Here is a 14,385-nt window from a genome sequence, read left to right as displayed (position 1 = left end):
CTGACCGGGCGGGAAGCCTTCGGAAGTGAGAGCGGAGGTCTCGGAAGTGAGAGGCGCCATGCGGGAACGGCCGGTGAGCGAAACAGACGGGTATAAAATCATGGAGATGGGAAGGGAAAATGGAGCAATATCGAAGGATGGCTGCGAGTTACCCGGAAAATACGGATACGCTTGGGCGAAACTACTCGGTTCAGCGCAAAAGCGGCGGGTTCAGGGAGCGGGCTCCGCTGCCGCGGGAACACTATAAACGCAAGCACACAGGGTTCAGAAAGATCCTGGTCTGGGTATTTATCGGGCTCCTGTGGCAGGTTCCCTTGTACTATTTTCTCAATCGGCAGGTCTCCCGGGTGATGTTTCCCTCTACGGCCGGGCCGGGATTATTCGTGCCCCGGACGGCGGTCTTTCCTTTGCCGGCTTCGCAGGTAAAGGATCCCCGGGTTTCGTACGATGACCGTTATCTGGCTTTCCAAAATAACTCGACTTTGAACATTTATGATTTTCAGCAGAAAAAAGTCATTTGGCAAACGGCCCCTCGGCCTAACGGCAAGCTCATGGCTTATCAATGGCTGCCGGACCGGGAGGCGCTCCTCCTCTTCGAATCCGGGGTAGGGGCCGATCCCAACCGTCCGGGGCGTATGGGTGTGGGGATCTACAGCGTGGAAATGGCGGCGGGGCAAAGCGGGGTTGACGAGCGCTATGCGGCGACCCTTCCTCTTGACCTGCAATGGGATAAAATCACTCAGGTCTCCTTGTCCACAGCCACCAATCTGCTGTTTTTCTCGGCGGAAAATCAGGGACAAAACCGTCTCTACGAAGTCGATGTCATGAAGAACGTCAAGGTCGTGAGCTGGCGGGGAGAGCAGGTGGCTCACCTGGCGGTTTCTCCGGACAGAGGAGCAATTTATTACGATGCCCTTGACAATCACCGCTGGCAGATCGTCGCGGAAAAAGCCGGTCAAAGGGTTCAGGTCGCCTCTAATCCTCTGGACAAAGTCTTGGGGGTTTGGAACAATAAGCTTTACATGGGTACGGTTCAAAACGGGTATCTGATTAAAGTTTGGACGATCACCGACAACCAGCCTTGCCCCCAACGGCCGGATTATTCTCTGCATTGGCAGGGCAAGGTGCCTTGGGACAGCGACTCGAGTGTGAGCATGTCGGGGCAGGGTCTCCTGGTGAGTTCCGGAAGCGGAGTCTACCGGATCAACTCTCAGGGCAGCACCCTCTTGGCTAAAGGGGTCAACTTCTTTTCTCCCTCCGGCAAATATTACTATACACTTAGGAATGCCTCTTCCGGAATGGAAATTGAACGCAACCTTGTGTGAGTGTGAGGGACCGCTGTCTGTTTGGGCGGTGCCTAAGATCTGAGCCGGGACGTCCCCAACCGGGGGCGTCCCGGCTGACTTGTTCTATTGCCATTGCCATTGCCATTGCCATTGCTATTGCCATTGCCATTGCCATTGCTATTGCCATTGCCATTGCCATTGCCATTGCCATTGCCATTGCCATTGCCATTGCCATTGCCATTGCCATTGCCATTGCCATTGCTATTGCCATTGCTATTGCTATTGCTATCGACTTTGCAGCGCCGGCTGAACCTCAGAGCCGAGGCTAACGACTGTTGAACCCGGAAAACCAACCTTTGGGGCTAAAATCATACCGGCCGAAGAGAAGATGTTTTATAATGAGTCTGAAAAAAGTTGACGATTGACTCATGTCTCATCCCCTGCCCAAACCGCTAAGGGCGGCACAGTTTCCGGGAAACCGGCCCCACAGGCAGGAAAAACGCGTCTCCGAGGGACGTTTGCGCACGTGTCGCGTCTTGGGGCCCGGAAATTGATAAGTGAGTCAGTATTCAATAACCGTCGGTTTTGTTGGAGGTCGCAGCTGATGCAGGAAACCGTCCCAATTGGGATCATGGGCACAGGGATCTACATTCCGGAGCATTTTATGACCAGTGCGGAGGTGGCTCGCGCCAGCGGTCTGCCGCAGGAGGTCATTGAGCGGAAATTGGGCTTCCGCCGTAAACCCGTGCCCGGACCTGAAGATCACACTTGCCAGATGGGAATTTGGGCCGCGGAGCGGGCCCTGGCGGAGTCGGGAATCAAGCCTGAGGAGATCGACCTGATTATTTCTGTCAGCGAAGAACATAAAGAGTATCCCGTCTGGACTGCCGGCATTAAACTGCAGCAAGAGATTGGGGCCGTACGGGCTTGGGCTTTCGATGTAGCTCTGCGCTGCGGCACAACTATTTTGGCCTTAAAGCTGGCCAAGAGTTTGATGCTGACTCATGCGGATATTAAGACGGTTCTGGTGGCGGGAGGTTACAGGAATTCGGATTTGGTGGATTACCGCAATCCGAGAGCGCGTTTTCTTTACAATTTGGCTGCCGGCGGGGCCGCTGTCCTTTTGCGGAAAGGATATTCCCGAAACAGGGTTCTGGAGAGCATCGTGGTTACGGACGGCGCTTTTTCCGAAGATGTCGCCGTTGTGGCGGGCGGCACCAGGGTTCCGATGACGGTCGAGGCCTTGGCCCGGCGGCAAAATTACCTGGACGTGTTTGACCCCGAGGGTATGAAAAAGAGGTTGGACGCCAAATCCATGGCGAACTTTGTCCGGGTCGTGCGGGAATCGGTCGGTCAAAGCGGTTATAAAGTGAGTGACATTGCCTACCTGGCGATCCTCCATATGAAACGTTCGGCTCATGAGAGGGTCCTGCGGGAGTTGGGTTTAAGGGAAGAACAGGCCGTCTATCTTGAAGACTACGGACATTTAGGCCAAATAGACCAGGTCCTCTCCTTGCGCCTCGCCTTGGCTCAAGGCCGGATCAAAGACGGGGATGTGGTGGTACTGGTCAGCGCGGGCATAGGGTATGCTTGGGACGCCGTGACCATTCGTTGGGGGGGCGCTTCCTGAACCACTTAACAGAATCTTCCCGCCGGCAAAAGCCGGGGGCAGGCGGCCAAGCCTTTTTGGGCCAACGGGGGCAATTATTTTGGTGTTCGAAGGGAGGGGTTAAAATGCCAAAATGCCTGATCAACGGAATTGAACTTTATTACGAGATCCATGGCTCGGGTGAACCGGTTCTTTTAATCGAGGGTTTGGGCTATGCCACCTGGCAATGGTTCCGCCAGGTTGATGCCCTGGCGAAGTCGTACCGGATCGTCATCTTCGATAACCGGGGGGTGGGGGAGAGCGAAAAGCCTGACGAACCTTATTCCATCGACCTGATGGCCGATGACGCCGCCGCACTGCTCACTCAACTGGGCTTCGCCAAAGCTCATGTTCTGGGTACATCCATGGGAGGTTTTATAGCGCAGAAATTGGCCTTGCGTCATCAGGAGCAGGTTTGCAGCCTAGTCTTGGCCTGCACCTCCTTCGGCGGGCCCCGTAGTCTTCCGATTACCGCCGAAGCTTTGGACAGCATGCAAAAGATCGCGGGTTTAACGCCGGCGGAGGTCATCCGTCAGGGTTTCCGGGCTGCTTTTTCCTCTGGGTTTATGGCCCGGGAGCCGGGCCTCGTCGAGCGACTGGTTGACCGCCGCCTCAATAAGCCCACGCCGCGCTTTGCCTGGGAAAGGCAATTTGCGGCCGGGGCGGGTTTCGCCGCCGAAAGCGATCTGGGACAAATCCGGGTCCCGACTTTAGTACTGGCGGGGTCGGAGGATATTGTGATACCGCCGCAAAACTCCGCTTTACTGGCAGAGCGAATTCCCGGGGCCCGTTTGCTCATTTTTCCGGAGGCGGGGCACCTCTTCTTCATTGAACAGGCGGAGGAGTTTAACCGGCAGGTTCTGGGTTTTTGGCGCGAATCCGGGTGCTCTAAGGGCTGAAGAAGCTCGGGCGAGAGGCGCTGTGACCGGAGATGGCGCCGGTGATATAATAACGGCTGAGATGACATAACGATGAGGTGATGGCTTTGGCACATACGGCAGAAAACGAAGCGGCAGGGAAAAAGGCCGGGAGCACCTTCCAGGCCAAGACGGTCAAGGGGGAGGCCACGCGGCAAAAACTCCTGAGTGCGGCCGAAGAAGTGATCGGAAGCAAGGGGTATTTTCGTACCTCAGTCGTGGATATTACTTTAAAGGCAGGGGTGGCCCAGGGTACATTTTACGTCTATTTCCCGGGCAAACAGGATATCTTCGAACAATTGGTCCGGGACCTAAGCCACAATTTGCGCCGGGAGGTCAGCCAGGCCTTGGCGGGAGCGAAGGGGAGGCGGGAGGCTGAGGAAAAAGGCTTGGCGGCTTTCTTCTCTTATGTAAAAAAGCACCGAAACCTCTACCGGATTGTTCAGGAAGCGGAATTTGTTGATGAGGAACTCTATAAATGGTACTATCGGCGGCTCGCCAAGGGGTATGTGCATGGACTGCAGGCCGCGATGGAGACAGGCGAATTTCGCAGCCTGGACGCGGAGACCGTGGCCTATGCCCTGATGGGAATCGCGGATGCCCTGGGCATGCGTTGGATCCTGTGGGAAGAAAAAGATGTGCCCAAGTCCGTCATAAACGACGCCATGACGATGATCATGGAGGGTTTGAGCGATAGAGAAGGGAGGTAGGATGCTGATGTATGCGGTGGACTGGCTGCTCCGGCGTTCAGAACTTTCGCCGCACCACCCGGCTGTCATTGACACGGTCAGCGGAGAGCGTCTGACGTATTCCGTGTTAAACGAGCGAAGTGAGAAGCTGGCGGCGTTCCTTTATCACGAGACAGGACTCAGGGAGGGGGATCGTTTGGCGATCCTGGCTCAAAACCGTCCGGAGCATTTGCTCGCTCTGTTTGCCGCGCAGAAGTTGGGAGCGGTGCTTGTGCCCTTAAACTTCCGCCTCAGCCGGGGCGAATTGGAGTACATATTGCGAGACAGTGCGCCTCGCGTTCTCCTCTACGATCCGGGTCTGAAGGAGGCGGCGGCCATCAGGGCCGCGGCGGGGGCAGAATGGTCTATTTCCTTGGCCGCGGGGAAGACGGAAGATTGCCTGTTTTCAAAAATCATGAGCGAAACGTTGCACGGGGATTTTCCGCGTCCCTGGCGCTCGCTCGAATCCGCCTGGCTGCTCCTCTACACCGGGGGTACGACCGGCTTCCCCAAGGGGGCCCTTCTCTCTCAGCGCATGGTTACCTGGAATGCCGTGAACACGGCGATCAGTTGGGAACTCACTGCTGCGGATGTTGCTCCTATTTTCACACCGTTCTTTCATACCGGAGGTCTCAATGTCCTGACAACCCCTTTAATCCATCTGGGTGGAACCCTCCTCTTGCCCGGGGTTTTTCAACCGGCGGGAGCCATTAAACTGATCAGCGAGGAAAAAGCGACGGTCGTGTTCATGGTTCCGACCATGTTTCAGATGATGGCGGCCGAAAAGGACTTTGCCGGCGCGGATTGGTCATCGGTACGTTTCTGTATTTCCGGCGGGGCGCCCTGCCCGCCCGCGGTCTATGAAGCTTACTGGCGCAAAGGGCTTGCCTTTAAGCAGGGATATGGCTTGACGGAAGTGGGGCCCAACTGCTTTGCCCTGAATTCGGCCGATATGCGCCGCAAGATGGGTTCTGTCGGCAAACCCGTTTTCCACAGTGCGGTAAAAATCATCTCCGAAGACGGCCCGGAAGCGGGGGTGAATGAGGTGGGCGAGCTGCTGATCAAAGGGAATCATACCAGCCAGGGCTATTGGCATAATGCGGCGGCGACGGAGGCCGCCTTTGAGGACGGCTGGTTTCGCACCGGAGACTTGGCCTGCCGGGACGAGGAAGGCTACTATTTCATCGTGGACCGCAAGAAAGATCTCATTATCAGCGGGGGTGAGAACATTTACCCCGTCGAGGTGGAAACAGTGCTTTACAGCCATCCGGATATCCAAGAAGCAGCTGTCGTCGGGGTGGCACATGAAAAATGGGGGGAAGTGCCGAAGGCTTTTCTCGTGCTGAGACCCGGAGCCAGTCTGACGGCTGAGGAGGTGATGGCCTACTGCCGCACGCGCCTGGCGGGGTACAAGGTGCCCAAAGAAGTGGAATTCCGTCCTTTTCTGCCGCACAGTGCGGCCGGAAAAATTCTCAAACGGGAGCTGAAGTCAAAGAAAAAAGAAAAAAGGGAAGAGAACAAGGGATATCTCAGTGAGCAGCGGTGAAGCGGTGAGTATCAGCGGGTATCGGCAAGTATCAGTGTATGGAAAAGTTCCAGTGTATGGAAAAGTCCCAGTGTATGGGGAAGTTCCGGTGAATATTTAGCGTTCCAGGGAGCGCGAGTAAAAGGAGGGCTTAAGTTGAGGAAAACCTTCAAAAAGGCACGGATCGGAATCGTTGTTCTACTGGCGGGTCTTTTGGTTTTGACCGGCTGCGGTTCACAGCCGTCCGCGGCCGGAAGCGGGCAGAGCGCGTCGGCCAAAGCCCCGATTAAGATCGGGATCGTGACTTCGCAGACAGGTGCACTGGAAGCCTACGGTCAGCAAAGCATCCGGGGTTTCAAATTGGGCATCGACTATGCCACGAAAGGTACCAATGAGGTGGCGGGGCATCCGATCGATGTGATCATTGCCGACTCGGAGACGAGACCGGATGTCGCCAAGCAAAAGGCGATTAAACTCCTGGAAGATAACAAAGTGGACATTTTGGTGGGGTGTGCCAGCTCAACCGACGCTTTGGCCATTCTCCCCCTGGCCAAGCAGTACAAGAAAGTCATGGTGGTGGAACCGGCCGTGGCCGACGCCATCACCGGCTCGCAGTGGAACCGCTACATCTTCCGCACGGGGCGCAACTCTTCTCAGGATGCCATCGCCGGAGCGGCCGCCATTGCCAAACCGGGAGTGAAAATTGCCGTGCTGGCACCGGACAACGCCTTCGGGCGGGACGGGGAGAAAGCGTTCAAGCTCCAAGCGGAAAAACTGGGGGCTAAAATTGTGGCGCAAGAGTTTCCGGCTGCCAATGCTACCGACTTTACGGCCAATATCCAACGGATCATCAATGCTAAACCGAATTATCTCTTTGTGATTTGGGCGGGGGCCAATACGCCCTGGCAGCAATTGGCGGACATGAAAGTGGCTCGGAAAGGGATCAAACTTTCCACCGGCGCCCCGGACATTGCCGCTCTGAAAACCATGTGGAACGCGGTCGGCATGGAAGGGTTCTGCGTCTACTATTATGGTCTGCCCAAAAACCCAATCAACGATTGGCTGGTCAAAGAACACATGAAGAAATACCATGAGCCCCCCGATCTGTTTACCGCCGGGGGCATGTCGGCCGCCATGGCTATCGTCACCGCCTTGCAAAAGACGGACGGAAATGCCAACGCCGACAAACTGATCAGCACCATGGAAGGAATGTCTTTTGAGACACCCAAAGGTGAGATGACTTTCCGCAAACAAGACCACCAGGCTTTGCAGACCATGTACGCTATCCGCCTGGAAAAGGAAAAGGGTGTGGACTGGCCTGTGCCGGTGTTGATGCGGACGATGACTCCGGCGGAAACCGCCCCGCCCATTCAAAACGGTAGGTAGCCTTTTGATTCTCATTCATAATTTCAACATTTCGGACGAAAGCAACGGTGTTCTGGACGGAAACGGCCTTGTTAAGAGGATAACGATTCCGGTGCTGGTAATCCGGGGTGACAGCGACATGATCGTCACTCAGGAAATGGCTGACGAAACGGTTAGAGCGATTAGCGCAAAAGCACAGTTTCAGGTTGTAGCGGGCAGCGGCCACGCGGTGTTTATCGACAAGCCCGGAGACTTCATGTCTATGTTTGAAGCGTTCGTGGGCAAGTGACGATCCGCGGGTTGAAAAACGACTGGACTTAGGGGGAGGCCCGGCCTCCCCCTCCCGGGAGTCCATATCCAAGGCATCAAGGCAGCCCAGGGGGTGAGTATGAGCGAACCTATTATTCGCACGGAACAACTGACGATAAACTTCGGCGGACAGGCGGCCGTCGATCAGGTGAGCCTGGACGTGGCCGCCCACACTTTCACTTCGATCATCGGTCCCAACGGAGCGGGCAAAACGACGTTCTTTAACTTGCTCAGCGGTGAGCTTCAACCCAGCGCCGGGAAGATCTTCTTCAAAGGGCAAGAGATCACCCGCCTGCCGGCTCACGAACGCACGCGCCGGGGTCTGGGCCGCACCTTTCAGATTACCAACGTCTTTCCCCACTTGACGGTGCGGGAAAATGTCCGCTTGGCCGTTCAAGCCCGGGCGGGAGTGCACTACCGGCTCCTGCGCCACCACCGCAAATACAGGCAGTTTGCCGAGAAAGCGGAGGATCTGCTCGAATCCGTCTATCTCGGCGATAAAATGGACCTCCCGGCCCAGGCCCTGGCCCACGGGGACAAACGCAAATTGGAATTGGCGATTATCCTGGCTCTGGAAGCGGAGGTCCTCCTTTTGGATGAACCCACGGCCGGAATGGCCGTCGAAGAAGTACCCGGGATTCTCGAACTTCTGGGGCAGTTGAAAGCCGGGGGGGAGCACACGATCCTGCTGGTCGAGCACAAGCTGGATATGGTCCTCTCCCTCTCCGACACCTTAGTGGTTCTCGTCAACGGGCGTCTGCTGGCTGCGGGGGAACCGCGGCAGATCATGGACAATGACACGGTCCAGGCGGCTTATCTGGGAGGTATGCCCTTATGATCTTGGAACTCAGGCAGGTGAAAACGAATATCAACCAATTCCGGATTTTAGAGGACATCACGTTCGCGGTGCCGGAGGGTCAGGTTACGGTCATTCTCGGCCGCAACGGGGCGGGCAAGACGACCACCCTGCGCAGTATCATGGGCTTGGCCCCCCCCGCCCGGGGTCAGATTCTTCTGGACGGGAAAGCGCTCGAGGGTTTGCCCCCGCACGTAATTGCCCGCAAGGGGGTGGGTTTTGTGCCGGAAGATCAGGCAGTCTTCTCCGCTTTGACGGTGGGCGAGAACCTGCGCCTGGCTATGCGGAGGCGGGACAAAGCCGCGGAGGCGAGACTGGCTTTTGTCCTGGACGTTTTTCCCGATCTGAAGGAAAAGCTGACGCGCAAAGGCGGAGGTCTGAGCGGCGGCCAGAAGCAGATGCTCGCCATCGGCCGCGCCCTCGTTCAGGATAACCGGGTGCTTTTGGTGGACGAACCCAGCAAAGGTCTGGCTCCGATCATGGTGGAGAAACTGGCCGAGGCTTTGCGGCTCATCAGAGCGCAGACGACCGTCGTGCTGGTCGAGCAAAATTTCGCCTTGGCCAGTGCCGTGGGGGGGCGCTATGTCATCATCGATGACGGGCGGACAGTGCGTGAGGGGGTTCTGAGCGAGTTGGAACAGGACCGGGAGCTGCTCCGCCGTTACCTGGGTATCAGTACGGGTCAAAGGGGGAGGGCGGGCTAATGGGCATGGCAACTTTTATTAACTTAACCGTCAACGGGCTTTCCACAGGGATGATGATCTTTCTCCTGGCTTCCGGCCTCTCCCTCATCTTCGGTCTCATGGGCGTTCTCAACTTTGCCCACGGCAGTTTGTTCATGCTCGGGGGGTATACCGGAGTGGTGGTTTTTGCCCACAGCGGCAGTTTTATCCTGGCGCTGGTCAGCGCGATGCTGGTGGGGGTCTCGGTAGGCTGGGTGGTCGAGAGGCTGACCGTGCGGCGGGTTTACGGCAATGCCATCGCCCAGATTCTGATCACCACGGGTGTGATGATCGTCCTCAATGAATTGGTCAAGGCCGTCTTCGGGCCGGATATCATTGCGACCCCGGTCCCGCCGCTCTTGGCGGGCAGTTGGGCCATCGGCAGCGTCATTCTGATCAAGTACCGGCTCTTCACCCTGGCGGTGGGGCTGGTGGTAGCGGTCACGGTCCATCTCCTCCTCACCAAGACGCGCCTGGGCATGGTCGTCCGGGCCGGGGTGGAGAATCCCGAAATGGTGCAGGCCCTGGGCATCAATATCCGGCAGGTGTTCAGCCTGGTCTTCGCTTTCGGAGCCGCCTTGGCGGCCCTGGGGGGTGTGATGATGGCTCCGGCCGTCGGCGCGGTCAACCCGGACATGGGCTTGCAGAACCAGATGCTGGCCTTCATTGTGGTCGTTATCGGCGGGATGGGGAGTTTCCTCGGCTCGGCTCTGGGCAGTATCCTGGTGGGTCTGGCCGGGGCTTACACGGCCTGGTTTCTGCCCGAAGCCTCCCTGGCCGTGAATGTGCTCCTCATGGCGGTGGTTCTTCTGCTGAGACCGAACGGTTTATTTGGGATGGGGGGTGAGTGAGATGGCTCGGTTCCTGCGCAAGCCTGATAGCTCTGAGGTACGGCTGCCGGGGGCAGAGGACGCCGGGGATTATAAGGAAGGGCCGGCGCGGACGGAATCCCCGGCGCGGACGGAACCGCCTGCGGGAACGGCTGCCCCCCACGGCCGGGCTAAGGTGCCCGGACTCGGGCGGCCCGGGCGCGAGGTCTTGCTCTGGGTGTCGGGATTGCCCGTACTGGTGGTGCTGATTTTGGCCGTGCTGCCCCTTCTCACATCGTCTTACGCGCTTTTCAACCTCATGGACCAGATTCTCATTCTGGGCGTCTTTGCCATGAGTTACGATATCCTTTTGGGCTATACGGGCATCGTCTCTTTCGGCCATGTGCTCTTCTTCGGCACAGGTGCTTACACGGTGGCCATCATCCTGAAACACACCGGGCCGGGCTTAGGTTTTCTGCTCCTGGCGGTGTTCGGCACGGTGCTCATCTCCTTGGTGATTTCCCTCGTGATTGGGTATTTGTCCTTGCGCGTGAAGGACGTCTATTATGCCATGATTACGCTGGCTTTCGCGGAGCTTTTTGCCATCATCGCCGAAAAATGGCGGGGGGCAACGAACGGGGCGGATGGGTTCAGTTTCCGGATTCCGCACTTTTTGGAGGATCCCATCCTCTTTTATTACTTCATCTTGGTTTTTGCGGTCCTGACCGTGATTTTGGTGCGGCGGTTTATTCACTCCCCGACCGGCCGGGTTTTGCTCTCGATCCGGGAAAACGAGAAACGGGCGGAGTTTTTGGGCTATAACGTGATCCGCTTCAAACTGATTTCCACCCTGGTCGCAGGGGTGGTGGCCGGCCTGGCCGGTATCGCCTGGGCCTTGCAGCAGGCCTTTGTGAGCACGGGTGTGATGGCGACGGACAAAACGATCGATGCCTTGCTGATAACGACCATCGGCGGGAGCGGAACGCTTTACGGGGCTTTCATCGGTTCCGGACTCACCAATTTTGCCAGCGACCGGCTTTCCAGCCTGGCCGAACATTATCCTCTCCTGCAGCGCTGGCACCTCATTTTCGGTTTGTTGTACATCCTGATCGTTCTCTTTTTCCCCGGCGGCATCCTGGGCTTCTTCCGGGGGAAACGGGCGGGCAAAGGGGCACGGGGTTACAGAACGGGGTTGCAGAAAGGTCAAAGGTGAATTTTGCGAGAGAGTTTTAAGCGAGGGGTGAGGTCAATGCGGCTGCGAGAGCAGATGCGGGCCCAAACCCCCCTGGGGCGCTTAGGGCAGGCGCGTGATGTGGCCAACGCTTATCTGTTCCTGGCTTCCGACGAGGCCGCCTTTATCAACGGCGCGGTTTTGAGTGTCGACGGCGGATTGACCTTGTAAAGCTTAGGTTCGAGGAGAATAAGGTCGACGGGGGGGAATTGGACGGGTTAGAGGTCGAAGAGGATCGGCGGCAGGGAGTCGGCGCGGCCTGTTCTGAGCGATCCGGTTTGCGGCGAGTCGATTTGAAGATCGCGAAGGTTTCGTAGTATGATAGGGGCAATGTTAGCCGCTCCGAATAAGCGCGCGGGGTCGGCAAGGCAAAACGAGGAGCATGAGCGGTTCATGGAAGTCGATCTTAATCATCTCTGGCTGATCGTCAGCGCCTGTTTTGTTTTTTTTATGCAGGCCGGTTTTGTTTGCTATGAGGTCGGATTTATCCAATCGAAAAACGTGATCAGTGTAGCCATTGAAAATATACTGACCTTTATCATCACTACCTTGGTTTTTTCCTTTTTGGGTTTTGCCCTCATGTTCGGCCCCGGCCCTTGGGGTCTCTTCGGCGGGCATTACTGGTTATTGAATAATCTGGCTCAGGCCCACAACTCCCTGGGTTTTGTCTTCGTCTTTTTTGAGCTGATGTTTGCCGGCACAGCCGTGACCATTGTTTCGGGCAGCATGTCGGAGAGAACCCGCCTGCTGCCTTTGCTGCTGGCCGCGGTTATCCTGGCTGGGTTTATCTACCCTCTTTTCGGACATTGGGTCTGGGGGGACCTTTTCCTAAATCAACCGGCCTGGTTAAAAAATCTTGGGTTCATGGATTTTGCCGGAGCCACGGTGGTTCACGCGACCGCAGGCTGGGTATCTCTGGCCGGTATCATCGTCGTGGGGCCACGCAAGGATAAGTGGGATGAAGAAGGCAAGATCAAGAAATTAGGCCGCTCCAATATTCCTTTTGCGGCCTTGGGCACGTTTATTCTCTGGTTCAGTTGGTTCGGCTTCAACGGGGGCAGCCTGCTTGAATTCAATGATCGGATCGGGCTGATTCTCTTAAATACGAACTTCTCGGCGGCGGCCGGCGTGGTCGGCGCTATTTTGACGACCCGCTTCTTTATTCGTGACCACAGCTATATGGAGGCGATTTTCGCCGGCGCCCTGGGCGGCCTGGTCGCCATCACCGCCAGCTCAAACTACCTGGAGCCGCTGGCTGCGGTCATGGTGGGTTTCATCTCCGGTTCCGTCGTTGTTCTGGCCGGGTTGTTGCTGGAGAAACTAGGCCTGGATGATGCTGTGGGCGCGGTGCCGATCCATGGTTTCGGCGGTGCAGCGGGCACGATCTTATTGGCCTTTTTCGCCTCTCCGCAATTTCTGGGCGGACAGTCGCGTTTGCTTAAGTTCTTCGTGCAATTGTTGGGCGTAACGGTAAACTTCGTCTGGTCTTTCGGCTTAGGCCTCCTCATGTTTTACCTGATTAAGAAAAGGTTTGGCTTGCGGGTGACGGAGGAAGAAGAGGAGAAAGGTCTGAACATCGTCGAATTCGGCGACATTTATTCCTGGCAGGAATATTTGAAAATCACGCATTACGAAAATTTAACCCAGGATCTCAGCGGCAAGATTCAACAGCAGAATCAACTCTTGCAGAAACAGGCTAAGCTTTTGGCGGAAACACAGGAACACGAACGGGTGAAATTGGCCCGGGATCTGCATGACGGGGTCGGGCAGTCCCTGGCGGCGCTTAAGTTGCAGTTGGGCCTGATCGCCAACAAGGTCAGAATGGAGGAAAAAGATCCCGCGTTGAGTGAACAGGTCGAACGGACCGTCCGCCTAACCACGGAAACTATTGAGGAGATCCGGGGCGTTCTCTTCAATTTGAAACCGGGCATTCTGGAGAGGAAAGGGTTGAAATCAGCGATTGAAGAGATCCTGAGGACTTTGGGCAAGACGGGTGAAATAAGGTTCGAGTTCAGCCTCTCGGCGGAAATGCCCCCCTGGGAAGATACCGCGGTTCTCAATCTTTACCGGGTTATCCAGGAATGTCTGGCAAATATCTTGAAACACGCCCAGGCAACGGAAGTCAAGCTTCACTTTTCGCTCCTCAGGAGTGACCTCTACCTCTTTCAAATCAGCGACAACGGGCGCGGTTTCAATCCGGACGAGGTTCACACCGGCTTAGGCCTCAGCTCTATGCAGGAGAGGCTGAAGATGTTGGGAGGAAAGCTTAGGATTGTCACGGCGGAAAGCCGGGGGACGAGCATCCTGATGGAGGTGCCTTATGAGGGTTAGGGTTTTTTTGGCGGATGACCATAAAATACTGCGGGAATCCCTGGTAATTTTGCTTCAGCAAGAAAAGGATCTTGAGGTCGTCGGCGAGGCGGCGGACGGTCAGGAGGCTGTTCGGGAAATTCTGCGCTTAGAGCCGGACATAGCCATTCTGGATATTTCCCTGCCCAGGCTCAACGGCTTAGACGCGGCGGCCCGGCTTAAACGTGAGCGGCCGGGGACCAAAATCATTATTTTGACGATGCACAAGAATGAGGAGTTTGTCGCGCGCGCCTATCAACTGGAGGTCAACGGCTATGTGCTGAAAGAAAATGCCCTCGAAGAACTTCTCGACTGCATCAGGACCGTCCAAGCCGGAGGAATTTACCTTTCGTCGGATATTACGTCGACGGTCGTGGCCGGCTTCGTGGAAAACTTCAGCCAAAAGAAAGGCAAGAGAGAGGTGATTTCGGTCCGAGAGAGGGAAATCGTGCAGCTCTTGGCCGAAGGAAACAGCAACAAAGAGATCGCCCGGAGTCTTAATTTGAGCTTAAAGACGGTAGAAACCCATCGCGCTAACATTATGCGCAAACTGGGGTTTAAGAGCATTACGGATTTGGTCCTCTATGCCGTGCGCAATCACCTCATAGAGCCGTGAAAATACAGGTAAGGAAAATACAGA

The 14,385-nt window shown here is 56.3% G+C and carries 15 protein-coding genes; all 15 read left to right on the top strand.

The annotated features are described in order from the left end of the window. The first annotated feature begins 137 nt into the window (after window positions 1-137). Entirely contained in the window at window positions 138-1,325 is a 1,188-nt protein-coding gene (locus MNU25_RS00180) for a hypothetical protein (protein ID WP_240983231.1), read from the top strand. Then, window positions 1,322-1,615, top strand: a complete 294-nt coding sequence (locus MNU25_RS00175; RefSeq protein ID WP_240983230.1) for a hypothetical protein — start codon at window positions 1,322-1,324, stop codon at window positions 1,613-1,615. The genes MNU25_RS00180 and MNU25_RS00175 overlap by 4 nt, the downstream gene beginning before the upstream one ends. A 275-nt stretch (window positions 1,616-1,890) precedes the next feature. Beyond that, window positions 1,891-2,916 (top strand): 3-oxoacyl-ACP synthase, encoded by a 1,026-nt coding sequence (locus MNU25_RS00170; RefSeq protein ID WP_240983229.1) that lies wholly within the window; start codon window positions 1,891-1,893, stop codon window positions 2,914-2,916. A gap of 104 nt (window positions 2,917-3,020) precedes the next feature. Next, window positions 3,021-3,833 (top strand): alpha/beta fold hydrolase, encoded by an 813-nt coding sequence (locus MNU25_RS00165; RefSeq protein WP_240983228.1) that lies wholly within the window; start codon window positions 3,021-3,023, stop codon window positions 3,831-3,833. 86 nt (window positions 3,834-3,919) lie between these two features. Continuing rightward, window positions 3,920-4,561, top strand: coding sequence for a TetR/AcrR family transcriptional regulator (locus tag MNU25_RS00160; RefSeq protein ID WP_240983227.1), 642 nt, complete (start codon window positions 3,920-3,922; stop codon window positions 4,559-4,561). Between the two features lies 1 nt (window position 4,562). Next, window positions 4,563-6,125, top strand: a complete 1,563-nt coding sequence (locus MNU25_RS00155; RefSeq protein ID WP_240983226.1) for an acyl-CoA synthetase — start codon at window positions 4,563-4,565, stop codon at window positions 6,123-6,125. Window positions 6,126-6,260: 135 nt separating this feature from the next. Beyond that, window positions 6,261-7,490, top strand: coding sequence for a substrate-binding domain-containing protein (locus MNU25_RS00150; RefSeq protein WP_240983225.1), 1,230 nt, complete (start codon window positions 6,261-6,263; stop codon window positions 7,488-7,490). A 4-nt stretch (window positions 7,491-7,494) separates the two neighbouring features. Beyond that, a complete protein-coding gene (locus MNU25_RS00145; RefSeq protein ID WP_240983224.1) occupies window positions 7,495-7,758 on the top strand; it encodes an alpha/beta fold hydrolase in 264 nt (87 codons plus the stop codon). A gap of 99 nt (window positions 7,759-7,857) precedes the next feature. Then, window positions 7,858-8,616 (top strand): ABC transporter ATP-binding protein, encoded by a 759-nt coding sequence (locus MNU25_RS00140; protein ID WP_240983223.1) that lies wholly within the window; start codon window positions 7,858-7,860, stop codon window positions 8,614-8,616. Then, entirely contained in the window at window positions 8,613-9,338 is a 726-nt protein-coding gene (locus MNU25_RS00135; RefSeq protein ID WP_240983222.1) for an ABC transporter ATP-binding protein, read from the top strand. The genes MNU25_RS00140 and MNU25_RS00135 overlap by 4 nt, the downstream gene beginning before the upstream one ends. Continuing rightward, entirely contained in the window at window positions 9,338-10,207 is an 870-nt protein-coding gene (locus MNU25_RS00130; protein ID WP_240983221.1) for a branched-chain amino acid ABC transporter permease, read from the top strand. Before MNU25_RS00135 ends, MNU25_RS00130 begins: the two co-directional genes overlap by 1 nt. A 1-nt stretch (window position 10,208) precedes the next feature. Further along, window positions 10,209-11,378 (top strand): branched-chain amino acid ABC transporter permease, encoded by a 1,170-nt coding sequence (locus MNU25_RS00125; protein ID WP_240983220.1) that lies wholly within the window; start codon window positions 10,209-10,211, stop codon window positions 11,376-11,378. Window positions 11,379-11,414: 36 nt separating this feature from the next. Beyond that, window positions 11,415-11,567 carry an SDR family oxidoreductase gene (locus MNU25_RS00120; RefSeq protein WP_240983219.1) on the top strand — a complete coding sequence of 51 codons (153 nt, stop codon included), beginning with the start codon at window positions 11,415-11,417 and terminating at the stop codon, window positions 11,565-11,567. Between the two features lie 147 nt (window positions 11,568-11,714). Beyond that, on the top strand, window positions 11,715-13,727 hold the full coding sequence (amt, locus tag MNU25_RS00115; protein ID WP_240983218.1) for an ammonium transporter: 2,013 nt from the start codon (window positions 11,715-11,717) through the stop codon (window positions 13,725-13,727). Further along, entirely contained in the window at window positions 13,717-14,361 is a 645-nt protein-coding gene (locus MNU25_RS00110) for a response regulator (RefSeq protein ID WP_240983217.1), read from the top strand. The genes amt and MNU25_RS00110 overlap by 11 nt, the downstream gene beginning before the upstream one ends. Window positions 14,362-14,385 lie beyond the last annotated feature (24 nt).

The organism is Acididesulfobacillus acetoxydans (genome assembly GCF_902729405.1).
GTDB lineage: Bacteria > Bacillota > Desulfitobacteriia > Desulfitobacteriales > Desulfitobacteriaceae > Acididesulfobacillus > Acididesulfobacillus acetoxydans.
Note: the sequence above shows the minus strand (reverse complement) of the source record. Positions and strands in the feature narration are given on the sequence as shown.

What these genes read in the sequence shown, in the direction of transcription:
- MNU25_RS00180 (WP_240983231.1), top strand. Translation starts at nt 138, where the DNA reads ATGGCTGCGAGTTACCCGGAAAATACGGATACGCTTGGGCGAAACTAC.
- MNU25_RS00170 (WP_240983229.1), top strand. Translation starts at nt 1,891, where the DNA reads ATGCAGGAAACCGTCCCAATTGGGATCATGGGCACAGGGATCTACATT.
- MNU25_RS00165 (WP_240983228.1), top strand. Translation starts at nt 3,021, where the DNA reads ATGCCAAAATGCCTGATCAACGGAATTGAACTTTATTACGAGATCCAT.
- MNU25_RS00155 (WP_240983226.1), top strand. Translation starts at nt 4,563, where the DNA reads ATGCTGATGTATGCGGTGGACTGGCTGCTCCGGCGTTCAGAACTTTCG.
- MNU25_RS00140 (WP_240983223.1), top strand. Translation starts at nt 7,858, where the DNA reads ATGAGCGAACCTATTATTCGCACGGAACAACTGACGATAAACTTCGGC.
- MNU25_RS00135 (WP_240983222.1), top strand. Translation starts at nt 8,613, where the DNA reads ATGATCTTGGAACTCAGGCAGGTGAAAACGAATATCAACCAATTCCGG.
- MNU25_RS00130 (WP_240983221.1), top strand. Translation starts at nt 9,338, where the DNA reads ATGGGCATGGCAACTTTTATTAACTTAACCGTCAACGGGCTTTCCACA.
- MNU25_RS00125 (WP_240983220.1), top strand. Translation starts at nt 10,209, where the DNA reads ATGGCTCGGTTCCTGCGCAAGCCTGATAGCTCTGAGGTACGGCTGCCG.
- MNU25_RS00120 (WP_240983219.1), top strand. Translation starts at nt 11,415, where the DNA reads ATGCGGCTGCGAGAGCAGATGCGGGCCCAAACCCCCCTGGGGCGCTTA.
- amt (WP_240983218.1), top strand. Translation starts at nt 11,715, where the DNA reads ATGATAGGGGCAATGTTAGCCGCTCCGAATAAGCGCGCGGGGTCGGCA.
- MNU25_RS00110 (WP_240983217.1), top strand. Translation starts at nt 13,717, where the DNA reads ATGAGGGTTAGGGTTTTTTTGGCGGATGACCATAAAATACTGCGGGAA.